A 24,578-nucleotide genomic window follows, 5' to 3' on the forward strand; every position below is an offset into this window, starting at 1 on the left:
AGAATCGCTAAGGTTATTATGACAAGCCTGCTTGTTTCCTATGCACCAAATCATCCGATCTTTGGAGTAGATGGCAAAACTTCAGTCTCCTGAGCAAGCAAAAAGCCCTCAACCAATAAGGTTGAGGGCTTAAACGATTCGTTGTAACCATGTTACATATTACACTACGAGCTTATTTTATTCTGCTGATACTGTTCAAGTGAAACCAGTACTTCCCTTGGTTTGCTGCCCTCGTAAGGACCGATTACACCCCGGGCTTCCATGGAGTCAATTAAACGCGCTGCACGTGTGTAGCCAACCCGCATACGACGTTGCAACAAGGAGACTGAAGCTTGTTTTGCCTCCAAAATAATCTGTACAGCTTGCTCATATAACTCATCCTGCACTTCATCTGCTGCCTGAATGGAATCATCCACTTCAGGTACAAGGGACTCATCATACTGAGCTTCACCTTGACCACGTACGTAATTCACAATATTCTCGACTTCTTCATCGCTCATAAATGCACCTTGTACGCGAACCGGTTTTGATGCGCCCATTGGCATGAATAACATGTCTCCACGACCCAACAGTTTCTCGGCCCCACCCATATCCAGAATGGTTCGAGAATCCACCTGTGAGGATACACCGAAGGCGATACGAGACGGTATGTTGGCCTTGATTACCCCGGTAATAACGTCAACCGAAGGACGTTGTGTGGCAATAATCAGATGGATTCCGGCTGCACGAGCCATCTGAGCGAGTCGTGCAATGGCATCCTCCACATCTCCGGCTGCAACCATCATCAGATCTGCAAGCTCATCCACAATGACAACGATATAAGGCAGAACAGCCGCAGGATTATCTTTCATCAGATTATTGTAACCCTCGACGTTACGTGTGCCTGATTTGGAGAACAGTTCATATCGTTTCTCCATCTCAACCACAATCTTTTTGAGAGCAAGTGACGCTCGTTTAGGATCAGTTACTACTGGTGCCATCAGATGTGGAATTCCGTTATATACGTTCAACTCAACCATCTTGGGATCAACCATCAGGAACTTCACTTCATCCGGCTTGGCTTTGTACAATATGCTGGTAATAATTCCGTTAATACACACCGACTTACCGGAACCTGTAGCACCCGCGACCAGCAAATGGGGCATACGAGCCAAGTTACCAATAATCGTCTGTCCCGAGATATCTCGGCCAAATGCAATGGTCACTTTGGATTCTGCATCCTGGAACGTTGCTGTTTCCATTACCTCACGCATCGTTACAACCGATACCTCGCCATTAGGTACTTCGATACCTATAGCAGACTTTCCGGGAATCGGTGCTTCCATCCGAATATCCTTTGCCGCCAGAGCCAACGCGATATCATCAGTCAGGCTGACAATCCTGCTGACCTTAACACCAATATCAGGCTGAATTTCATACCTTGTAACGGCAGGCCCCCGGACCACTTCAAGCACCTTGGCGCGAACACCGAAACTCTCCAGTGTAGCTTCCAGCTTGCGTGCTGTCTGCATATAATCCTTCTGGTCACCCGCCTTGCCCCCATTGTTTGGCTTGGCAAGGAGACGGAATGACGGCAGCTTGTACGGCTTAGGAGGTGGCGGTGGTGGTTTCACCGGTTGTGTTTCCTGCCCTTCAGGAGTAGGAGTATCTGTTCCCTGCATTGCATCATTAGGGACTTCTTCTCCACTCTGAATCTCATCCACAGCATTCAACCCGTTCGTACCCGCATCGGATGCAGACCACGCTGTCTCTACCAGTTCATCCGTTATTTTAATGGCATGCTCGCCCTGTTGTACTACGTTTGGATCGGCCAGATCATCCGGGAAAGGATAAGCATCGTCCAGATCATCTTCAATGCTTGCCTCTTCTGCTCTAACGTGCTCGAAAAAGTCTCGAATGATTGGCGCTGAGTTAGGTTTAGCCTGAACAGGAACACGTGATGAAGCTGATTTGTTCACTACGTCTTCGGTCGCATCCTGCCACGCCTCTACATTGTGATCTTGTTCGGCGCGGTACACAATCTGTTCTGTTTCTGCCGAATCGACCTCATCCATTTCACGTCCTGATGTCGCCTGTTCCCGATTAGCTCCCCATTTCCCAAAAAGTTGGAAGAATATGGGCGATTTTCGTTTTGGCAGATGCTGTTCCTCTAATTCATCCTCATACTCGTCTTCGTCATCTTCAACAGGAACAGGCACCACTTTACGAGCGTTACCTTTCTTCCTTCCATCAGATGCTGAAGCAGAACGTGCAGAGGGCCTCGACTCCAGCTTCTTGTACATCGAACTCCCGGCATCCCAAATCTTTGTACGGAATATTCGAATCAAATCCACATAAGATAGACTCGTAATCAGCATAAAACTGATGATAAACATGACAATCATGATGAGTCTCGCCCCAAGGCTGCCGAACAGCCACAGGAAAAGAGCAAATTGCCCAGCTCCGAGATAACCACCGCTAATGTCCTTGTTAAGCATGGAGTCCCTCTCCCCTGGCGCAGCAGGGGTTAGCAACTCGGTTTGCATATCATTATGTACCTGCGTAATCACAGCACCAGGCTCAAGCGCACCAACCGGAATGAGCTTCTGGTGCATTGCAGAGACAGTACTCATCAGGGTTAAGGCAAAGACCAGCAATACCAGTCCTGTTTTGCGAGTAGTCCAGCCACTCGGCCATTTCCGGTGAATCATCACCATGAGACCATAATAAATACCAACAAGTGGAATCGCAAAATAAAACTTACCAAGCATCAGTCCGAACATCTTGGAAAGCGAACGTCCAACGGTGGCTTCACCCGATAATGCTATGACAGCAAGAGTAATAAGCACAATCCCGTAAATTTCATATTTTAAAACGCCACTAAAACCAGCGCCCTTTTTTTTCCTCTTTTTTCTTCTGGCCAAAATCAGGTCACCCCCAGAAGAATATTATACCATACAAATATAATCCGTACATATGTTCTTTTTCTGCTCAATTTGTCTGAATTCGTCGCGTTATGCTGATCCCAAGTTACCCGAAAGCCGAATGGTCGAACCGGGCATATTTGCAGGATTGAGATAGGCTTCAAGTGGACAATCCAGCAAACGTACAATAACGGCTTCATTGTCATTAACAGGTCTCACCTGCATCAATAAACCATTCATCTTGATCTCCTTTGTATCTTCGCCCTCTTTCCACATTCCCGACCAGAGTTGTTCCGGGGGCATCACTGTATATAATGTCATTGGGTATAACCTCCCGCCTGCAGGGTCTGTCTCTTGTCTCCTATGAGCTGATTTAACTGAGCAATGGCTTGTCCAATTCCGCCTACTGCATCCATCAATCCATATTTCACTGCATCTGCGCTTCCTACAGCTGTGCCGATGTCCCGATTCAACTCACCGGTCTTAAACATCAGCTCTTTGAACATCTCTTCAGAGATATTCGAATGCGAAGTCACAAATCGAACAACCCTCTCCTGCATTTTCTCCATATACTCAAACGTTTGAGGTACACCAATGACAAGGCCGTTCATCCGAATCGGATGGATCGTCATCGTTGCACTTCCGGCAATCAGGGAATACGTTGAAGCTACAGCAATCGGTACTCCAATGCTATGCCCGCCTCCAATGACCACAGTAACCGTAGGTTTGCTTAGAGAAGCAATCATCTCAGCAATGGCCAGACCCGCCTCTACATCTCCACCCACCGTGTTCAAAATAATCAGAATACCTTCAATACGCTGATTCTGTTCTGCGGCCACCAGCTGTGGAATGATATGCTCATACTTTGTTGTTTTATTTTGTGGTGGCAAAATCAAATGCCCTTCGACCTGTCCAATAATGGTCATACAGAAAATATTTGATTCACCAGCAGGCGACTGTGTCTGCCCAAATTGCTGAATAGTCTCTGTCACGGGAGAGATGGCCTTGTCCTCCTGAATCGGAATCTCCGGCGCTTCAACTTCCGGTTGATTGGATCTTGACGCCTGCTTGTCATTCATACGTTCATTCATTTCAATAATCCCCTTCTCCAGAAACATTTAATGTATTTCCTTAGTATGGGGATTTTTCCAACCGCCTTATACCCGCTACATCAAATTGCTTCACATATTGGCCCTATTGCAGATCTTCCTGAAAACGCAAAAAAAGCCCCTTCTCTACGAGGAACCGTCCAATATTACTCGTAGAGAAGGGGCGACTGTGTGCCTGAATATATGTTTTTGTTTAGCCTATTTTAAACTTCCATAATGATTGGCAAAATCATCGGTCTACGACGAGTTTGCTCATACAGGAAGCGTCCCAGTGCATCTTTAACATTCGTTTTGAGTGAAGCCCACTCGTTAACGTTCTCACTCATCAACTTCTGCAATGTGCTGCTAACGATCCGGTTGGCCTCATCCAGTAGTCCTTCCGATTCACGTACATACACAAATCCGCGAGAGATGATGTCAGGACCGGAAACAATTTTTCCATCCTGTTTGCTCAGTGTTACCACAACAACAAGGATACCATCTTGTGACAACAATTTGCGGTCACGAAGTACAATGTTACCCACATCGCCTACACCCAAGCCGTCGATCAACACATTACCTGCAGTAACTTTACCTGCTCTACGTGCTGCTCCACCTTGAATTTCAATCACTTCACCGATATCCGTAATGAAAATGTTCTCAGGTTCTACCCCTACAGATTCAGCAAGAACCGCGTGGCGACGCTGCATACGGAATTCACCGTGAATTGGCAAGAAGAATTTCGGTTTCATCAGGTTGAGCATCAGTTTCAGCTCTTCCTGGCTACCGTGACCAGATACGTGGACGCCACTGTTAGCACCGCTGTAATGCACGTTAGCACCCAGACGGAACAGTTCATCAATCGTACGGCCTACATATTTTTCATTACCTGGAACCGGTGTTGCTGCGATAATGACGGTGTCACCTGGCAGGATGTCCACTTTACGGTGTGTGGAACGAGCCATACGTGTCAATGCTGACATTGGCTCTCCTTGACTTCCTGTGCAGAGAATCACGACACGATCAGCTGCCATCTTGCCTACTTCTTCAGGTTCAATGATCATGCCATCCGGAATCTCAAGATAACCCAGTTCTGAAGCAATACCCACCACGTTCACCATGCTGCGTCCGATAACTGCAACTTTACGTCCAGTCACTTCTGCTGCATTGATCACCTGTTGGATACGGTGTACGTTGGAAGCAAATGTCGCTACAACAACACGTTGACTAGCTTTACGGAAGATATCTTCCAGAACGATACCCACATTTTTCTCCGATGGTGTGAATCCAGGTTTCTCAGCGTTTGTACTATCGGACAACAGCGCTAACACGCCATTTGTTCCGATCTGTGCCATACGCTGAAGATCTGCATATTGACCATTGACTGGAGTATGGTCGAATTTGAAGTCACCTGTGTGAACAACTGCACCTTCCGGTGTTTCGACACATACACCAACAGAATCCGGAATACTATGGTTAGTAGCGAAGAACGATGCTTTCAGAACAGATCCAAGTTGGATCTCGGAATCAGCATCAATCAGAATACGTTTTGTTTCTCCCAGCAAATTCGCTTCTTTCAACTTGTTTTCTACAAGTCCAAGCGTAAGTCTTGTTCCGTATACAGGAACATTCAGATGTTTGAGAACATATGGCAGACCACCAATGTGATCTTCATGTCCGTGAGTAAGGATGATTCCTCTTACTTTGTCACGGTTCTCAGTCAGGTAAGAAATGTCAGGGATGACAATATCAATACCAAGCATATCTTCTTCCGGGAATTTAAGACCAGCATCTACGACTACAATGTCGTTGGCGTATTGGATGACGTACATATTTTTACCAATCTCGCCTACGCCGCCCAAAGCAAAAATCATCAGTTTATCGTTATTATTTTTCTTAGACAAATGAATCTAAACCTCCTATGGTAGTTGGACGTCGTACCTTATTATTTATTGTAAGTTAAGAAAAGTAGTCCATACATCACATACCCACCTATCGGTATGAATGCAAAAGAACACCTTTATTCACGATATTTGGAAGAAGTTCTTCGAAGTTATTCCCTTTGACCAACAAGTTGGATTTGAAATTCCCTCTTAGCCGTTCCTTCCTTTTTCACCGCAAAGCTACACCACGAAACGATGTCGCTTTCAATTTCAAAAAAATACCGCACCCAGTCACTTGACATCATTATACATGATTAAAAACAAAAAAAACAAGTCACTCTCTCGTTAACCTGTAGGTTTCCCCTTAGCAGTGGAAAAGAAACCTCACATTACTCGTAAAAAAAAGAACCGCAGCCTCTACGAAGAGGAGCGGTTCTTTTGCTGATCTGAAGGATATTCCCATGATTAATAAATTAGTCCATATACAACCAAAATGATTACAAATTAAGCAAACCTTTGATATAAACCTGCTCCTCTTCCGTTGGCGGAATAAGGGGCAAACGTACGGACCCAACGTCTAGACCACGCAATGTCAGCGCATATTTCACCGCTACCGGGTTCGGTAGAGGCTGTGGACACTCAAACAGGCCTTTGAACACCGGGAACAACTGCTGATGAATCTGAGCAGCCTGAAGAGGTGCTCCGCCATAGAAGGCGTCAATCATTTTCTTCATTTCTGCCCCTACGACATGACTGGCCACGCTGACAATTCCATGTGCTCCAACCGCAATCGCTGGTAAGCCTGAAGCATCATCACCGGAATAAACTCTGAAATTTTCTGGAGCACTTGCTGCAATCAGCGTAACCTGCTCCATAGACGCACATTCTTTCGTAGCGACGATGTTAGGAATCTGCGCAAGACGAAGCGTTGTCGCTGCTGACAGGCTGGTTACTGTGCGCCCAGGCACGTTATAGAGCATAATTGGCAGCTTGGTGGAGCCTGCAATCGCTTCAAAATGTTTAAACAAACCTTCTTGGCTAGGTTTGTTGTAATACGGAACAACCAACAATATGCCATCCACTCCGGCACGTTCAGCTTCCTGTGTCAAATGGATGGAATGTGCCGTGTTATTGCTTCCCGTTCCGGCTATAATTTTGCACCGACCGGCCGCATGTTTCACTGCAAATTCGAATAATTGAACTTTCTCAGTATCACTAAGTGTTGGAGACTCCCCTGTTGTTCCAGAAACCACAAGCGTCTCCGACTTTTGATCTACAATCAGATAGTCGATTAGACGTGCCGTTTCCTCCCAATGAATCTCTCCTTGTTCATTGAACGGAGTGACCATTGCTGTAATCAATCTTCCAAAGTCCAATTCGATTCCTCCTTCAAAACAGGTTTGGCTCCTCTAACTTCAGTTATTTACAAATGAAGTTCGAATGAGGCGTGAAGTGCCCTCAGGGCCTGAACCATATCTTCTTTTTTTACGAGTACCCAGATCGTTGTATTCGAATCTGCTGATTGCAGGATCTGAATGTCAGCCAGTGTCAAGGACTCTACGATTCGAGCCATAATTCCAGGTACACCATTAATGCCTCCGCCAATGACGGACACTTTGGCACAACCGGACAGGCTTTGTGGCTTGAGACCTATCTCCTGCAATACCTGTATGGCTTTCTCGGAATCACTGTCAAAAACCGTATAGACAACTCCCGAGGGGGTAACATTAATAAAATCAACGCTGATTGAATTCTCAGCCATGGTTTTGAACACTTTTAGTTGCAATCGATCTGCACCACCAGGCACATCCACCGTAATTTGCGTTACATTGCTCACGTAGGCGATGCCTGTTACATAACGGTCAACAATGCCTGTCTGCACATCCTGGAATCCTTCCGGATGCGTAACCAGCGTTCCTTCCGTGTCTGCAAAAGTAGATCTTACCCGCACTGGAATCTGGGATTGCATCGCAATCTCAACCGCACGTGGATGGATTACCTTGGCCCCGTGGTGGGCCATGTTACAGATCTCTGCATAACTCACAACAGTCAGTGGACGTGCATCCTCAACAATTCGCGGATCAGCGGTGAGTATCCCGTTCACATCTGTGTAGATATCCACCATTTCAGCACGTAATGCTGCACCGAGAGCTGTAGCAGACGTATCACTTCCCCCACGACCCAGTGTCGTGAAGTCTCCGTTCTCTGTCTGCCCCTGGAATCCGGTTACAACAACGACACGGCCAAGCTGAAGCTGCTCCAACACACGAACAGGACGGACATCCAATATCCGGGCATTCCCGAAATTGTCGTCCGTCACAAAACCTGCTTGTGCACCGGTCAGCACTGTAGTTGGAATGCCTTCATGTTCGAGTAAACTGCTCAACGTTGTCGCAGATATGATTTCACCACAGCACAGCAGTAAATCCTTTTCGCGTGCGGATAGTGCGTTTCCGTTCTGTGCAGCCCAGTCCAGCAACGTATCAGTCGCATATGGCTCGCCGCGGCGCCCCATTGCAGACACAACGATGACCAGACTCAATCCTGCTTCAAGTTCACGTTTAACGTGACGGAGCACATGCTCTCTCGCCTGAACAGTGGAGAGAGACGTGCCTCCGAATTTCTGTACCATGATACGCATCTTTATTCCTCCATTTGTGTACGCAAGAAGACTGGACACGGGTCAAATCAACAAATGGATCACTCTAGGGAGCGTTCTGATGCGATAATTTCAGCATTTTATACGGCATTCCATGCCGCTCCTTGTTTTTTGTAATTGTCTGGGACAATCGCAAAATCAAAGGTCGCGGTTGTTATCGAGGTCATGATGCATACATTCACAATAGACCTCTCCCGCTTGCTTAACCTTTACTGCCCGCAAGCAGGAATGCCTTATAGACAGGAACGTGGACAGAGTAGCTGTTCAATCCAGCATATCGTCCCCCATGATTTTCTTTGTCTCTCGAACCCTTCTTCATTTCTCCAAGCGCATAAACGTTGTCACCGAATCATTGTTCCATCAAGCCTGTGAAGAACGCTCCACAATCATCGGCTGCAACTGTTTGCCCTCAAGAGCACTCCAGCAAGCCTCTGGAATCAATTCCATTTTGGCGACTAACGAGTTTGGTTTTTTCACTGGATCGTCCTGCCCAAATGGCACAAAATACAAGTATTTGGCCACGAGCAATTTGGCGATATTCGCAGCATTCAAGCCCAGACCGTCATTCGTGGAAATCGCGAGCACAAGCGGACGCTGATTGCGCATTTGCGCTTTGGCTGCCATTAGCACTGGACTGTCGGTCATCGCATTAGCCAGCTTGCTTGTTGTATTCCCTGTGCATGGAGCAATCACCAGCACATCAAGCAGCTTGGAAGGCCCTAATGGCTCCGCTTCAACAATTGTAGAAATGATATCATTACCTGTTATATCTTTCAACTGTTTTTGCCAATTCTGCGCCGTACCGAAGCGTGTATCTGTCGTCAGAACCGAATTCGAAATAATCGGAATGACGTTGGCACCTTCAGCTACGAAGCGGCTAATTACCGGCATAACCTCTTCAAACGTACAATGAGAACCCGTAATTGCATAACCTACCGTTTTTCCCTGCCAGTTCATGATTTAACCTCCCGTGCGTTCTGTTCTTCCAAAAGCAAACGGATCAACGCGTCGGCAATAATGCCGCCAGCCGTTTTGGGAGCAACAATGCCGGGGAGGCCAGGCGCAAGTAGCGCTTTGATACCGCGTTTGTCGGCATACCTGAAATCACAGCCGCCAGGAGCGGATGCGAGGTCGATAATGACAGCCTTTTGCGGCATTCTGGACAGGATTTGTGCTGTGATTATCATAGTCGGTATCGTATTAAAAAGCAAGTCAACTTCCCCGGTCTGAGCGGCCAAATCCGTTGTCATGAAAGGCTTCCAGCCCATTATTGTAGCGCGGGCAGCATCCTCTTCCCGCCTGATTCCCACCCGTACATTTGCTCCAAGTCCCTGCAGTGTTTTGGCCATTGTGAATCCTGTTCGACCAATGCCAAGCACAATGCATTCCGAACCATGGATTGTGAAGTCCGTCTCCCGAATAGCTATGGCGATGGCTCCTTCAGCTGTTGGAATAGAGTTATAAAGTGCAATATCATCACGATCAAGTACTTCAACAAGTCGCAGCCCATTTTCAAGACAAAGTTCGCGCAAGAACGGCTTTGCCATACCTGTGAACACAATACAATGCTCCGGTAATGCTGCAATATGTTCCTTTTTCAAATAGATCGGTGTGTCACTGAATGAAGTACTTACTTTTCCCTGGTCATCGCAACCGACGACAGGCAGTACCAGTACATCTGCGGAAGCAAACACTTCGTCCTCCAGTTCCTGGTGCTCGATCCCTGGAATGGAACGCTCTATTTTATCGAAACCCACCACACTTACCGTTGCATCCAGCTCAGCGCACTTTTGAATGACTTCAAGCTGCCGCGCATCTCCGCCCAGGACTACAATCCGGACTCCGGTCAGCATCGGGACGTCACTCCTTTCACCACATGTATGCCTTATCGTATGCAGGGGCCCACAGCGGGGTGAAAACAATAATTGCATTCCACCGTCCGATTCTCGAATATAAAAAAGAGCCGCCCCTGTCAGGGACGACTCTTAAGAATAGGTATATTTACGCTGATTATTTACCGGTATGACCGAATCCGCCTTCACCGCGTACCGTTTCCGAAAGCTCATTCACTTCCGTCAATTCAACCGCAGGCACGGTCTGGAAGACGATCTGTGCGATGCGCTCTCCCCGTACAATCGTGAACGGTTCCTGACCCAGATTAATCAACAGAACTTTAACTTCTCCGCGATAGTCCGCATCAATGGTACCCGGTGTGTTGAGGCAGGTAATTCCATGTTTGAAAGCCAGTCCGCTCCGAGGACGGATCTGTGCTTCCAATCCAGCTGGCATTGCCATCGCAAGTCCGGTAGGAATCAGCGTACGCTGACCCGGCTGCAAAACAACGTCTTCCTGAAGTGCAGCTACTACATCAAAGCCGGATGCCAGCTCCGACATTTTTTGAGGCAGTTTAATATCTTCATTGCCCGGCAGTTTCTGTATTTGAACGTAATGCAACAAAATCATCCCTTCTCAATCCAGCGATCGTTTTATCTGAAGCGCCAACCATAGCAAGTGCAAAAGGTTCAGCAAACATCAGATCAAGTACCGCATTAATATCGTCCATGGTAACTTGCTCAATTTTGGTGATCATCTCATCCAGCGTATGGTGTCTGCCCAGCATGAGCTCGTTTTTACCCAGACGATTCATGCGACTGCCTGTGCTTTCCAAGCTCAGAATCAAGCTACCTTTCAGCTGTTCTTTTCCTTTACGAAGTTCATCTTCGGACAAGCCGTTTACAGCCAGGTCGCGCAGAACCTCTTTGGTCAGATCGAGCACTTCTTTGGTCTGTTTCGGTGCTGTACCCGCGTATATCGTGAAAAGTCCACTGTCCGCATGAGAGCTATGATAGGAATACACGGAGTACGCAAGACCCCGTTTCTCACGAATTTCCTGGAACAGTCTGGAGCTCATGCCTCCACCAATGGCGTTGTTCAGAACAACCATAGCGAATTGCAGCGGATCTCCGATTTTACAGCCCGGGAACGAGATACAGATATGATTCTGTTCCGTTTTCTTTTTGTGAAAGAGCTGTCCGCTTTGGAAGGCTGGCATCGTGACTGCTTCCGTTACTCCATTTACATCAAAAGCACCAAAATGTTTCTCCATCAGATCGATTACACTGTCATCAATATTACCCGCGATACTAATGACCGTGTTCTCAATCGTGTAGTGCTCCTTCATATATGCACGCAGATGACTGGAATCCATCGCTTTGAGACGTTCTTCCGTACCCAGGATTGGGTATGCGAGTGGATGCTCACCATAGGCGGCCAAGGCCATCAGATCATGAACCATATCATCAGGCGTATCTTCATACATCGAGATTTCTTCCAGAATGACGTTTTTCTCCTTGATCAATTCACCATCATCCATTTTGGAGCGGAAAAACATATCAGACAATACATCAACCGCAATCGGCAAATGTTCATCCAACACCTTAGCATAATAACACGTGTATTCTTTGGAAGTGAACGCGTTCACGTTACCGCCAATCGCATCGAACTGCTCCGCAATCGCCTTGGCATCATAACGATCTGTTCCTTTGAATAACATGTGTTCAATAAAATGTGATACTCCGTTACTTGCAGGTTGCTCATTGCGCGAACCTGTCTTGACCCATATTCCGAAAGACACAGAACGGCAGGTCGGTATCTGTTCCATGACAACTCTGAGGCCATTGCCCAGCTGAATTTTTTTCATGGTTGGCCCTCCTACATCTCTATAATTGCCTTGATCTCAACCTTGAAATTGAAATCGACATTTGGTTCCAACTGTTTGATATTAACAAAAAAACAACGTTCACTCAACCGCAGAGGTATTTACACGTTCCGAAGACAGCGTCTCACTTACCGTTCCGAGCACAAGACCTTTGGCCCGAATGGATTGAATCATACCCTTTAAAGCTCCCGAAGAAGAAGCAGTAGGGTGCATTAGAATTAACGTGCCTGCCTCGGTATTTTTAGCAATTTTGGCAACAACGGCATCCGGGCTTGGCTTACGCCAATCCACAGTATCTACTGTCCATAACACGGTTTGCAGTCCCATGGATGAAGCAATGTCAACGGTCTTCTGATTAAAGTCACCGGAAGGCGGAGCAAACCAACGATTCTCTACACCCAGTGTTTTATGGAGCAGATCCTGGGTTTTGCTAATTTCCAGCTTGGCCCGTTCTGCGCTCAATCGACTCATATTAGGGTGAGAATATGCATGATTGGACATCTCATGCCCACGCTTCTGAATTTCTTTGGCCAGTTCAACGTTTTTGCTTAACCAACTTCCATCCAGAAAAAAAGTAGCCTTCACATTCTCAGCATCGAGCGTATCCAGCATCGGTTTAATGTATTCGTTCCCCCAGGCCACATTAATCATAAAAGAAACCATCGGTTTGTTCGCATTCCCCCGATAGATCGGATGTGCTCCCAAATCTTTAAGCTGAATCTCCGGCTCAATCTGACGGTAGACATAAGCAATTTTGGTATTCAACGTTCCACTCAGCGCTTTACGGTATGTCGCTTCCACATCAATCTCCATGCCATTATAACCAGGAATCGCTTTCCATACCCGATCCACTCTGGCATTCACCGGAGCAATTTTCGTTTCAGCCGCTTTATCCCGAATCGCAGACAACAGCGCATCTTCTCCAGTTGCCTCCTTAAACATGTCAAATGCATTTTGCGTTCCTGGCCCATCACGGATCTCCGTAATGTATGTACGTACACTGCCAACTTGTCCGATCAATATGACCGCAGTCACACCCGCCAGAACAGCCGCCAGCTTTTTGGATTGGTTTCCCACAGCTCCATCCTCCCGCCGTCTTTGTCCCCATCATATGAGGACAAGGGCAAAAATATGAATGCTAAACCATGGTTTCATCCTTGCTTTACGTATTTAAACGTTAAAAAAAGAGCCAGAAATTCACATTCTGTCTCTTCATTCAATCTATCCATTTATAACTTGTCGCTTCGGTATCCTAGGATTGAGCCGGAGCTTCAGCAGTCAAAACTGCTTTACGGGACAAGTTGATTCGACCTTGTGGGTCAATTTCCGTTACTTTTACCGTAATGGAATCACCGATAGCTACAACATCTTCCACTTTGGCAACACGTTCAGTTGACAGTTGCGAGATGTGTACCAGACCTTCTTTGTTCGGAAGTACTTCAACGAATGCACCGAATTTCTCAACGCGTTTTACTTTGCCGACATAAATCTCGCCGACCAATACTTCACGCACAATACCTTCGATGATAGCTTTGGCTTTATCATTCATCTCCTGGTTGGAAGAAGCGATAAAGACACGTCCATCCTGTTCAATATCAATTTTAACACCGGTTTCTTCGATGATTTTATTGATAATTTTACCACCTGCACCGATCACATCACGGATTTTGTCCGGATTGATATGCATCGTTGTAATTTTAGGTGCATATTGTGATAACTGCTCACGTGGCGTATTCATCACTTCAGTCATTTTGCTCAAGATATGCAAACGACCTTCTTTGGCTTGAGCCAATGCTTCAGACAAAATTTGACGATCAATACCATCAATTTTGATGTCCATTTGAATCGCGGTTACACCTTCAGGTGTTCCGGCTACTTTGAAGTCCATATCACCGAGGTGATCTTCCATACCTTGAATATCACTCAGAATGGATACATGATCTCCATCTTTGATCAGACCCATAGCTACACCCGCAACTGGAGCTTTGATTGGGACACCTGCATCCATCATAGCTAGTGTGCTGGCACAGATACTTGCCTGGGAAGTTGAACCGTTGGATTCCAGAACTTCAGATACGAGACGAATCGTGTATGGGAAGTCTGTTTCGGAAGGGATGACTTTGGAAAGCGCACGCTCACCCAGAGCACCATGTCCGATTTCGCGACGGCCTGGAGCACGTAATGGACGAGCTTCACCTACGCTGAATGGTGGGAAATTATAGTGATGCATGAAACGTTTCGTTTCTTCAAGGCTGATTCCATCCAAAATCTGAACGTCGCCCAGTGCACCAAGGGTACAGATGCTAAGTGCTTGTGTTTGTCCACGTGTGAACAAACCTGAACCGTGCGTACGTGGCAGCAGGGAAGTATCACATTCAATTGGACGAATCTCAGCAAGTCCACGTCCATCCGGACGAACTTTATCATGCGTAATCAGACGGCGCACTTCTTCTTTAACGATATCGTGCAGGACTTCCTTCACGTCTTTAAGCAATTCAGGACTTTCAATATATTTCTCTTCGAAGTGAGCAACCGTTTCGTCATTCACTAGATCGATTGCATCTTGACGAGCATGCTTCTCGGCAATTTTAACGGCTTCAACCAGACGAGCACTTGCGAAATCACGCACACTGCTGTTGACTTCAGCATTAACGGCATGCAACTTAACAGCCATTTTTTCTTTACCAGCAACTTGCACGAGTTGTTCGATTACCGCAACAATGTTCTTGATCTCGTCATGTCCAAACATGATTGCTTCAAGCATTACTTCTTCCGGTAATTCATTAGCTTCAGCCTCAACCATCATGATGGCATCTTTGGTTCCTGCAACCACCAACTCAAGTTCACTGATTTCAAGCTGTGCAATCGTTGGGTTAATGATGAACTCGCCATCAATACGTCCAACTTTCACGCCACCAATCGGTCCGCTGAATGGAACATCCGAAATGCTCAATGCTGCTGATGTACCAATCATTGCAGCGATTTGCGGTTCGCAATCCTGGTCCACACTCATAACGATATTCAGAACTTGTACATCATTCCGGAAACCTTCCGGGAACAATGGACGAATTGGACGGTCTGTCAGACGGCTTGAAAGAATAGCTTTCTCACTCGGTCTGCCTTCACGTTTAATAAATCCACCCGGAATTTTACCTACGGCGTACAATCTTTCTTCATAGTTCACCGTTAATGGGAAAAAGTCCAAATCTTTCGGCTCACTTGATGCTGTCACGGTACACAATACCACGGTATCCCCGTATGTTACCTTAACGGCAGCATTAGCCTGCTTGGCCAAACGCCCGGTTTCAAACGTAAGCTTTCTTCCGCCAAGCTGCATTTCAACACGCTGTTCCATGAAATTCCTCCTTTTATTCGTCCTAACTCAATGGATTCTGCATATTCACAGTATTTCCTGCTTGTCCTGCATTCATTAGCTATGTAAGATCTAGCAACATGCTAATCTGCACAACAAAAGCTCCTCACGGAGCCCCATCTACAAATATATGGCAACATGTTCATCTACAAAACAACCCGGCTGTAAGTTCCGCTTGTCCTTTTAGACAAAAGAATGACGGATAACAGCCAGGTTGGTTTTGAAAACATGTACGATAATTAACGACGCAATCCGAGTTTTTCGATCAGTGCGCTGTAACGTTTAACATCTTTGTTTTTCACGTAAGCCAAAAGCTTACGACGTTGACCTACCATTTTCAAAAGTCCACGACGTGAGTGGTGGTCTTTCTTATGCGTACGCAAGTGGTCTGTCAAACTTCTGATGTTTTCCGTAAGGATAGCAACTTGCACCTCTGGAGATCCTGTATCGGACTCGTGAGTTTTGTGCTCGTCGATCAGTTGTTGTTTACGTTCTTGAGTCAATGCCATCCTGTTCACCTCCTTCAATATAATCGCCATTAGCCTCGTCACCGCCGGTGAGAGCAAGCAACCAAGCCAAGGTTAATGTTGTCTCAATCGACAACGTAGTACAGTATATCATAATTGCCTAGTTAAAGTAAATGTAAACATACATTTAATCCTGAACCTTTAAGATAACAGGCGGCCGGCAGTTAATGCATCTTCACGAATCTGGCTAATCAATGCATCAATGGAGTCAAACTTTCGTTCTGCACGAATATAGTGAACGAGCTCAACCTTTAGTTCCTGGTCATACAAGTGTCCATCAAAATCAAGCAGATGCACTTCAAACGTAGGTTTCATCCCGCTTTCGTGGAACGTAGGTTTCACACCGAGATTCATTACGCCATGCAGTTCCTGTTCGCCATACTGCACACGAACAGCGTAAACCCCCTTCGACGGGGTAACGTAATGATCCGTGAGTTCAAGGTTGGCTGTAGGAAATCCAATCGTTCGTCCACGCTTCTCCCCGTGAATGACGGTTCCTCTGATGCTGTAAGGTCGGCCAAGCCACTGACTGGCCTCATCCATCTCCCCACGCTTCAACAGGCCACGAATGAGAGAGCTGCTCACTTTTTCACCATTTAAAAGGAATGGAGGAACGGTCTCCACCGTCATCTCTCCTTCTCCCAAAGTACGAAGAAGTTGTTCATCCCCTGCACCCTTATGACCAAAACGGAAGTCAAAACCCACCACCGCTGTTCGTGTCTGAAGAGGAATCAACAAGTCGTGTACGAATTGTTGTGGCGTCAACCGTGAGAAATTTTCATTGAACTCCACCACGTAGAGTACATCAACGCCCATTCCTGCCAAGATGTCTTCTTTATCTCTCAAGGGAGTTAAATAACCCTCGTAATCCCCTTTGCGCATAACTTCCTTCGGATGTGGATGAAAGGTCATGACCGCTGCCTGCATGCCCGTTTCCCGCGCAATGCGGACAGCTGATAAAATGACACTTGCATGTCCGAGATGCAGTCCGTCGAATTGACCAATCGCAAGCACTTGGGGCAGTGTGCTCAGCTCAGTCGAATGTAACGTCTGCGGATAGGTTAGCATTACGGTTTTCACAATCATTCACCTGCATTTCACTAGATAGGCCAAGCTTGAGCATCACCACAACTCCAAGCCCGAAACCTCTTTATTCCGGCAAAAAGACTTTAACTGCCCTCACCGTTGGTTTTAGTTCATCCCGTTCAAATATCCCCAGAAACGTACCATCCTGAGCATACAACCGCAATAAACCAGGTTGCTCTACAGGCGGTTCCAGAAGACGTGCAGACAGTTTCTGACCTTGAAGTGCTCCTTTGGCCTGTTCTTCTCCAACCTTGTGGGCCGGAATTGAAGCAATAGCCTCGTCAACAGGAATCAGCGCCTCCGCCAAAGTCCCGTCAGCCATAAGTTGTTCCACTTCTTCAATACGAAGACAACGATCTGCAGAGATACCTGCCGATATCGTACGCTCCAGTTGAACCATGGTCGATGGATATCCGAGTTGCCGGCCAATGTCTACACACAATGTCCGAATATAGGTACCTTTTGAACATAAGGCCCGGAAGGATATATCGGTGGTCTCACCCTGAGTCTCAATCCCTGTAAGTTCGAGCTCATAGATTGTGACCTCACGGCTTTTACGCTCTACCGTCTTACCTTCACGAGCAAGCTCATAAAGACGTTTGCCGTCTACTTTTACCGCAGAATACATAGGTGGTACCTGTGAGATCGTGCCCAAAAATTGCTCAAGCACCTGTTGAACCTGTTCCTGTGTTACTTCCACAGTCGTTTCAGCCCGCTCAATAACTTCCCCTGTCATATCCTCTGTGTCAGTAGACAGTCCCAATCTGAGCGTAGCCAGATATTCCTTCGGAAGCTCCTGCATGTACTCCACCACACGTGTCGCCCGTCCAAGACAGAGCGGCAGAACGCCTGTAACTTGTGGGTCCAGTGTGCCCGTATGCCCAATGCGCTTCATTTTGAGAATGCGACGCATTTTGGCTACAACATCATGAGAAGTAAATCCCGCCGGTTTATATACCGGAAGTACACCTTCAAATGGCTTTACCATTGTGAATTCACCTGCTTCAGTACTTTTGCGACAATATCATCAAGTTTTCCTTCCAGACGACATCCGGCTGCGAGCACATGCCCGCCTCCGCCAAAGGTCTGTGCTAGTGCAGCAACATCAATCTTCCCAGCTGAACGCAAAGAAACCTTGACTGCATTCTCGTTGATGACTTTGAAAAAGATACCAACTTCCACGCCCTGAATGTTGCGCGGATAGTTCACTACCCCTTCAATATCTTCATTAGCTGCTCCACAAGCCACCATATCATCTGGTGTAATAACAACCCAGGCTATCTTTCCATCATCTGTCATCTGCAGGCTTGATAGTGCCTGATGCAAAATCCGTACTTGTGGAAGAGTCACCTGCTCTAACAAGGTCTGGGCGAGATAGGGTCCATCCACGCCATGTTCAAGCAGTCTGGAGGCCGTTGTCATTACATTTGGACTGGTGTTGGCATAGCGGAACCCACCTGTATCCGTAAGCAATCCTGTATAAACTGCCGTCGCAACATCTTTATCCCATGTTATTTGGAACAGGTTAAGAAAATCGAACAATATTTCAGCCGTTGCAGCAGCATCTGACTTAATGATGTTGACTGTACCATAAGCGTCATTTGTAGGGTGATGATCAATATTCAAAATAACAGCATCGTCTTCGAAATAATGACGTGTCAAACCTACTCTGGAAAAGTCTGCACAATCCACACAGATAACAGCTTTGTATTTTCGCTGCGGTGGTTGTTCGGTCATGTTCACAATGTTGCCTGCTTCCCACAAAAATTGCATGCGCCCGGGGATTTCACCTTCATTAATCATCGTGAATGTCTTACCCAGACATGACAGCAGCCAGCCCACCGTTACCGTCGAGCTGACTGCGTCACCGTCCGGCTGTACATGCGACACGACCAGGTAATCATCATGCTCCAGCAGAAATTGCTTTCCCGCCTGGAGCGCCTGTTCATAAGTGTGCATTGCCGTCTCCTCTATTCTGTTACTGGGATTCGTTCTTGTCGGAACCAATATCGCCAAGCAGCTTCTCAATTCGGCTGCCATAAGCGATGGATTCATCAATCTTAAATATCAATTCGGGAACATGTCGGAACCGGATACGTTTACCCAGCTCGGAACGCAAAAATCCATTTGCTTTTGCCAGAGCTTTGAGCGTGTTATCTTTTTGTTCCTGTTCACCGAAGACACTCAGATAAACTTTGGCTTGCGACAAGTCTCCTGTCACTTCGACTCCCGTTACCGTAATAAAGCCGATACGTGGATCTTTCAGTTCAGACTGGATGAGCAGACTGATTTCTTTCTTGATCTGCTCGCCCACTCTACCTGTACGAATCTTAGCCATCGTTGTTCACCTCATGCTTCCTTGCTTATCGTTGTACTGTCTCCATAATGAAAGCTTCGATAACGTCGCCTTCTTTGAGATCATTATATTTATCCAGTGTGATACCGCACTCGTAACCTTGTGCTACTTCTTTGGCATCATCTTTATAACGTTTCAGGGAATCCAGCTTACCTTCGTAAAGGACAATGCCATCACGAATCAGGCGTGCTTCCGCAGAACGCGTAATTTTACCCGAGGTAACCATACAACCAGCGATGGTACCCACTTTACTGATGGAGAACGTGCTCCGAACTTCAGCATGACCGATAACTTTTTCTTTGTAGATCGGATCAAGCATACCTTTCATCGCTTGTTCAATTTCTTCGATAACACTGTAGATTACGCGATGCAGACGAATGTCTACTTGCTCTTGATCTGCAGTTGCTTTCGCCTGGTTATCAGGACGTACGTTGAAACCAATCACGATGGCATTGGATGCTGCTGCCAAAATGATGTCGGACTCAGTGATTGCACCAGCGCCGCTATGAATGATTTTCACGCGTACACCTTCAACTTCGATCTTCGCAAGGGAACCTTTCAATGCTTCAACCGAACCTTGTACGTCACCTTTGATGATTACGTTCAGATCTTTGATCTCGCCATCTTTGATGTGCTGGAACAGATCATCCAACGTTACGCGAGTATGTGTACCCAGATCGGATTCACGTTGCGTAATCGCACGTTTGTCAGCGATGGAACGCGCTTTGCGCTCATCTTCAAACACCATGAATGGATCTCCCGCACCTGGAACTTCAGTCAAACCTGTGATTTCTACAGGTGTTGAAGGTCCAGCCTCTTTCAGACGACGACCTTTGTCATTGACCATCGCACGGACACGACCGAAGCAGTTACCTGCTACGAAAGCATCGCCGACTTTCAATGTACCGTGCTGTACGAGGATACGTGCAACTGGGCCACGTCCTTTATCGAGCTCGGCTTCAATCACTGTACCACGGGCACGTTTGTCCGGGTTCGCTTTGTATTCGTTCACTTCTGCAACGAGCAGAATCATTTCAAGCAGACCTTCCAGACCCATTCTTTGTTTCGCTGATACGTTAACAAAGATGGTATCTCCGCCCCACTCTTCCGGAACGAGTTCATAGTTAGTCAATTCTTGTTTTACTTTATCCGGATCAGCGCCCGGTTTGTCAATTTTATTGACAGCCACGATAATTGGAAGCCCCGCAGCTTTGGCATGGTTAATTGCCTCAACTGTTTGTGGCATAACACCGTCATCGGCAGCTACGACAATAATTGTAATATCCGTAACCTGTGCTCCACGTGCACGCATTGCTGTAAACGCTTCATGACCCGGAGTATCCAGGAACGTAATTTTTTTGTTGTTGATTTCGACTTGGTATGCACCAATATGTTGCGTGATTCCGCCTGCTTCGCCGCCTGTTACATTCGTGGAACGAATGGCATCCAGCAAAGTTGTTTTACCATGGTCAACGTGACCCATGATTGTAACTACTGGAGGACGAGCTTGCAAGTCAGCAGCATCATCATTCTCTTCCAGTGTTTCGAAACGGTCATCTTCAAGCACAATCTTCACTTCAACCTCAACACCGAATTCACCTGAAAGCAGAAGGATCGTTTCGATATCAAGCTCTTGGTTGATTGTTGCCATAACGCCCATAGCGATGAGCTTTTTGATAACTTCGGAAGCATCCTTATGGAGCAACTTCGCTGTTTCACCCACGGTCATATCACCACGAACGATGATTTTCTTAGGTGTGTTATCAATTTTCTCACGTTGTTGGTACTGTTGTTGATTTCTGTTGCGGTTGTTCTTGCCACCACGGTTACCACGGAAGTTGCCTCCACGGTTGTCATCATAACGACGTCCACCGCCACCGCTGTTCGAACGATTACCACTATTGTTGTTGCTGCCAGTAGTACCACCTGGTCCGCTTCTGCGTTGGCCTTGCCCTTGGCTCTGACCTTGGCCACCGCTACGGTTGCCAGCAGTACCTGTATTACCACCGCTGTTAGGGCCTGTAGTTCTTACTTGACCGCCACCGCTGTTATTCGGACGTTGACCCGTTCCTTGCGGACGGGATGCAGTACTGCTTTGTCCACCTTGAGCTGGTCTTGGACGGTTAGTTGATTGTCCTCCTTGGCTTGTGCCTTGGGAAGAGTTCGTTCTGTTGCGGCTGTCTTGGCCGCTGGGTCTTTGGGTGCCATTGTTATTGTTGGAATTTGGTCTATTGTTCATACCTACCTGCTTTTCCTGTTGTATTTTTGTTTGTACGGGACTACCGGATGGGTTACTGCTCTTCGGCGTGTTCACTCCGCCGGCCGGCTTGTTGCTGTCCACTGGTTTGTCACTGCGCACTGCCGAAGTAGCAACTGGTTTTGCATCGTTGCCTTGTTTCGAAGCAGCAGTGGATTTTATATCTTTAAAAAATTGTTCCACCTTACCGACTGAACCATTCTCCATGACACTCATATGATTGTTTACGGGAATTTCCAGCTTTTTAAGAATGGTTATAATTTCTTTACTACTCATATTAAGGGACTTCGCATATTCATAAACTCGCAATTTATCCTTGTTTTCCTGTTTACTCAATATACTCCACCTCCGACATTATACCGACTTGCTTGGAGATCATTTTTGCAAACCCTCGATCCGTTACTGCAAGAACAACACGCGTGTCTTTACCGATACTTGAACCCAGACTATCCCGGTCAAATCCGATCAACAGAGGAACCTTATAAGTTCCGCATTTATCGCGAAATTTCTTTTGTGTATTGGCTGAGGCGTCACCCGCAACAATAACCATTTTAGCTTCGGAAGAACGGATCGCTTTAAGTACAATTTCTTCACCTGTTACAAGTTTACCTGCACGCATAGAGAGTCCCAGATAAGACAGCGTTTTAATATTAGTCATGTTCACGCTCCTGTGCTGCTTTGAATTCATCCTCAACCGCGATGAAGTCAGCTGCTAATTGCTCGTAAATTTCAGGTGAGACTTTGCCTTTTAACGCCCGATCCAAAGCCCGGTTTTTGAGTGCAAGCTTAAAACAAGACTCTTTGCCGCATAAATAGGCACCACGTCCGGATTTTTTGCCAGTCAAATCGATCAGCACTTCATCCTCTGGCGTTTTAACAATGCGAATCAGCTGCTTTTTGGGCATCATTTCCTGGCATGCCACACATTTGCGCAGCGGCACTTTTTTTGGTTTCATACGTCAGCGCCCCCCGTACTTTACTTTAGTCGACGGAGACGGAATCCTGATGCATTTCAGAAGAAGAATCTTTTTCTCTGCCGAATTCCTGTTCCGCCTGGCTCTCGCTCTTGATGTCGATTTTCCAGCCGGTTAATTTGGCTGCCAATCTGGCATTTTGGCCTTTGATACCAATTGCGAGCGAAAGTTGATAGTCCGGAACGATAACCCGAGCCATCTTTTCTTCCTCAAATACATGAACTTCCAATACTTTGGAAGGACTCAGTGCATTAGCAACATATTCGTCTACCTGATCGGAGAAACGAACGATGTCGATTTTTTCACCGCGCAGCTCACCCACAATGGTCTGCACGCGCATTCCCTTAGGACCTACACATGATCCAACTGGATCAACTTCTTCGTTGCGGGAATGAACGGCAATCTTGGAGCGGAACCCTGCTTCGCGAGCGACGGAGCGAATTTCAACTACACCGTCAAAGATCTCAGGCACTTCCAGTTCAAAGAGACGTTTCAAGAGGCCCGGATGGGTACGGGACAAAATGATTTGCGGCCCTTTCGTCGTATTCTCGACCTTGGTGATATACGCCTTAATACGGTCACCATGAACAAACTTCTCGTTCGGCATCAATTCGGTCAGCGGTAAAGCCGCTTCGATTTTGCCCAGATCGATGTAGATATTGCGCAAATCCTGACGCTGCACCACTCCCGTAACGATATCTTCTTCCTTATCTACGAAAGCGTTGTAGATCAGGCCGCGTTCGGCTTCACGAATCCGCTGGGTCACTACCTGTTTGGCAGTTTGTGCCGCGATACGTCCGAAATCACGCGGCGTAACTTCAATCTCCGCAATATCTTCCAGCTGGAAGTGTGGGTTGATTTCTCGTGCAGCAGGCAATGAAATTTCGGTACGTGAATCCAGGACTTCTTCCACGATCAATTTACGGGCATACACCCGAATAACTCCCGTATTACGGTTCATGTCAACACGCACATTCTGGGCCGTGTTGAAATTCCGCTTGTAGCTGGAAATTAGTGCAGCCTCGATCGCTTCAAACAGCACATCCTTGCTGATCCCTTTTTCCCGTTCCAATTCATTCATTGCTTCAATAAAATCCATACTCATGAATGTTGATCCCCCTTTCAAACATGGCATCTCATACGTAAAACGGCGAAAGGCTCTGAACTCATGAGCACCTTGCCGTTATCGTGAGATGTGTCTTTTTCATTAATAAAGTGAACAAGGCACTTAAAACAAAATAGCTAGGCGCGCACTGGCAACCTTATCATAAGAAATGGCATGCTGTTTTTTGCCTGCTTCGATCACGAGTTCCCCGTCATCAAAGGAAAGCAGCTTGCCTTCAAATTCCTTCAATCCGTTCACCGGTTCGTAGGTTGTAACAAAAACATTTTTGCCTACAGATTTGGTAACGTCCTCAGGTTTTTTCAGTGGACGCTCCGCACCGGGAGAAGACACTTCAAGGAAATAGATGGTTGGAATCGGATCGTTCTCATCCAGCTTGGCGCTCAGCTTTTCGCTGATCAAGACGCAATCGTCGATGTCGATGCCACCCTCTTTGTCGACATACACCCGTAAAAACCAGTTGCTGCCTTCTTTGACGTATTCGATGTCAACCAGCTCGAAGCCTTGTTCGTTCAAGTAGGGTTGGATCATTTCTTCCACGGTAGATTTAATGTTCGTTGTGCTCAAAACCAATAACCTCCAACTTAGGTTACACCAGCAAAAAAGCACTGGCAGATTATTCAATACCCAA

General features: G+C 46.7%; 23 protein-coding genes. All 23 read right to left on the reverse strand.

Annotated features, from left to right (window positions below; genetic code table 11):
* Window positions 1–164: 164 nt before the first annotated feature.
* Window positions 165–2,903 carry a DNA translocase FtsK gene (locus tag NSQ38_RS24450; protein ID WP_339784530.1) on the reverse strand — a complete coding sequence of 913 codons (2,739 nt, stop codon included), beginning with the start codon at window positions 2,901–2,903 and terminating at the stop codon, window positions 165–167.
* A gap of 90 nt (window positions 2,904–2,993) precedes the next feature.
* The gene (locus tag NSQ38_RS24455) at window positions 2,994–3,224 is read right to left on the reverse strand and encodes a YlzJ-like family protein (RefSeq protein ID WP_339784532.1); all 231 of its coding nucleotides are present in this window, start codon (window positions 3,222–3,224) and stop codon (window positions 2,994–2,996) included.
* Window positions 3,221–3,994 carry an ATP-dependent Clp protease proteolytic subunit gene (locus NSQ38_RS24460; RefSeq protein ID WP_338593847.1) on the reverse strand — a complete coding sequence of 258 codons (774 nt, stop codon included), beginning with the start codon at window positions 3,992–3,994 and terminating at the stop codon, window positions 3,221–3,223. The genes NSQ38_RS24455 and NSQ38_RS24460 overlap by 4 nt, the downstream gene beginning before the upstream one ends.
* A gap of 221 nt (window positions 3,995–4,215) precedes the next feature.
* Entirely contained in the window at window positions 4,216–5,895 is a 1,680-nt protein-coding gene (locus NSQ38_RS24465; protein WP_076208870.1) for a ribonuclease J, read from the reverse strand.
* A gap of 476 nt (window positions 5,896–6,371) precedes the next feature.
* Complete coding sequence (gene dapA / locus NSQ38_RS24470; protein WP_124114093.1) at window positions 6,372–7,250, reverse strand: 4-hydroxy-tetrahydrodipicolinate synthase; 879 nt, start codon at window positions 7,248–7,250, stop codon at window positions 6,372–6,374.
* Between the two features lie 47 nt (window positions 7,251–7,297).
* On the reverse strand, window positions 7,298–8,515 hold the full coding sequence (gene dapG, locus NSQ38_RS24475; RefSeq protein ID WP_017689129.1) for an aspartate kinase: 1,218 nt from the start codon (window positions 8,513–8,515) through the stop codon (window positions 7,298–7,300).
* 378 nt (window positions 8,516–8,893) lie between these two features.
* Window positions 8,894–9,490, reverse strand: coding sequence for a dipicolinate synthase subunit B (locus tag NSQ38_RS24480; protein ID WP_062833836.1), 597 nt, complete (start codon window positions 9,488–9,490; stop codon window positions 8,894–8,896).
* Window positions 9,487–10,386, reverse strand: coding sequence for a dipicolinate synthase subunit DpsA (dpsA, locus tag NSQ38_RS24485; RefSeq protein ID WP_076208873.1), 900 nt, complete (start codon window positions 10,384–10,386; stop codon window positions 9,487–9,489). The genes NSQ38_RS24480 and dpsA overlap by 4 nt, the downstream gene beginning before the upstream one ends.
* A gap of 157 nt (window positions 10,387–10,543) precedes the next feature.
* A complete protein-coding gene (gene dut, locus NSQ38_RS24490; protein WP_017689132.1) occupies window positions 10,544–10,990 on the reverse strand; it encodes a dUTP diphosphatase in 447 nt (148 codons plus the stop codon).
* Window positions 10,950–12,233 carry a pitrilysin family protein gene (locus NSQ38_RS24495; protein WP_062833834.1) on the reverse strand — a complete coding sequence of 428 codons (1,284 nt, stop codon included), beginning with the start codon at window positions 12,231–12,233 and terminating at the stop codon, window positions 10,950–10,952. The genes dut and NSQ38_RS24495 overlap by 41 nt, the downstream gene beginning before the upstream one ends.
* Window positions 12,234–12,332: 99 nt before the next feature.
* Window positions 12,333–13,328 carry a polysaccharide deacetylase family protein gene (locus NSQ38_RS24500; protein WP_339784534.1) on the reverse strand — a complete coding sequence of 332 codons (996 nt, stop codon included), beginning with the start codon at window positions 13,326–13,328 and terminating at the stop codon, window positions 12,333–12,335.
* Window positions 13,329–13,503: 175 nt separating this feature from the next.
* Window positions 13,504–15,606, reverse strand: a complete 2,103-nt coding sequence (gene pnp, locus NSQ38_RS24505) for a polyribonucleotide nucleotidyltransferase (RefSeq protein ID WP_249911080.1) — start codon at window positions 15,604–15,606, stop codon at window positions 13,504–13,506.
* Window positions 15,607–15,863: 257 nt separating this feature from the next.
* On the reverse strand, window positions 15,864–16,133 hold the full coding sequence (rpsO, locus tag NSQ38_RS24510) for a 30S ribosomal protein S15 (RefSeq protein WP_056700672.1): 270 nt from the start codon (window positions 16,131–16,133) through the stop codon (window positions 15,864–15,866).
* Window positions 16,111–16,245: a hypothetical protein gene (locus tag NSQ38_RS24515; protein ID WP_256719971.1), complete on the reverse strand. Its 135-nt coding sequence runs from the start codon at window positions 16,243–16,245 to the stop codon at window positions 16,111–16,113. The genes rpsO and NSQ38_RS24515 overlap by 23 nt, the downstream gene beginning before the upstream one ends.
* Window positions 16,246–16,292: 47 nt before the next feature.
* Window positions 16,293–17,219, reverse strand: a complete 927-nt coding sequence (locus NSQ38_RS24520; protein ID WP_339790690.1) for a bifunctional riboflavin kinase/FAD synthetase — start codon at window positions 17,217–17,219, stop codon at window positions 16,293–16,295.
* A gap of 82 nt (window positions 17,220–17,301) precedes the next feature.
* Entirely contained in the window at window positions 17,302–18,225 is a 924-nt protein-coding gene (truB, locus tag NSQ38_RS24525) for a tRNA pseudouridine(55) synthase TruB (RefSeq protein WP_076318528.1), read from the reverse strand.
* Window positions 18,219–19,196: a bifunctional oligoribonuclease/PAP phosphatase NrnA gene (locus NSQ38_RS24530; RefSeq protein ID WP_339784536.1), complete on the reverse strand. Its 978-nt coding sequence runs from the start codon at window positions 19,194–19,196 to the stop codon at window positions 18,219–18,221. Before NSQ38_RS24530 ends, truB begins: the two co-directional genes overlap by 7 nt.
* A gap of 19 nt (window positions 19,197–19,215) precedes the next feature.
* Entirely contained in the window at window positions 19,216–19,575 is a 360-nt protein-coding gene (gene rbfA / locus NSQ38_RS24535; RefSeq protein ID WP_017689140.1) for a 30S ribosome-binding factor RbfA, read from the reverse strand.
* A gap of 25 nt (window positions 19,576–19,600) precedes the next feature.
* Window positions 19,601–22,186 (reverse strand): translation initiation factor IF-2, encoded by a 2,586-nt coding sequence (gene infB / locus NSQ38_RS24540; RefSeq protein WP_339784538.1) that lies wholly within the window; start codon window positions 22,184–22,186, stop codon window positions 19,601–19,603.
* A complete protein-coding gene (locus NSQ38_RS24545; protein ID WP_017689142.1) occupies window positions 22,179–22,508 on the reverse strand; it encodes a ribosomal L7Ae/L30e/S12e/Gadd45 family protein in 330 nt (109 codons plus the stop codon). The genes infB and NSQ38_RS24545 overlap by 8 nt, the downstream gene beginning before the upstream one ends.
* Window positions 22,501–22,806 (reverse strand): YlxR family protein, encoded by a 306-nt coding sequence (locus NSQ38_RS24550; protein WP_017689143.1) that lies wholly within the window; start codon window positions 22,804–22,806, stop codon window positions 22,501–22,503. The genes NSQ38_RS24545 and NSQ38_RS24550 overlap by 8 nt, the downstream gene beginning before the upstream one ends.
* A 25-nt stretch (window positions 22,807–22,831) precedes the next feature.
* Window positions 22,832–23,929 (reverse strand): transcription termination factor NusA, encoded by a 1,098-nt coding sequence (nusA, locus tag NSQ38_RS24555; protein WP_062833827.1) that lies wholly within the window; start codon window positions 23,927–23,929, stop codon window positions 22,832–22,834.
* Window positions 23,930–24,052: 123 nt separating this feature from the next.
* Window positions 24,053–24,514: a ribosome maturation factor RimP gene (rimP, locus tag NSQ38_RS24560; protein ID WP_091017262.1), complete on the reverse strand. Its 462-nt coding sequence runs from the start codon at window positions 24,512–24,514 to the stop codon at window positions 24,053–24,055.
* Window positions 24,515–24,578: the final 64 nt, after the last annotated feature.

It is taken from the genome of Paenibacillus sp. FSL R7-0313 (assembly GCF_037969885.1).
GTDB lineage: Bacteria > Bacillota > Bacilli > Paenibacillales > Paenibacillaceae > Paenibacillus.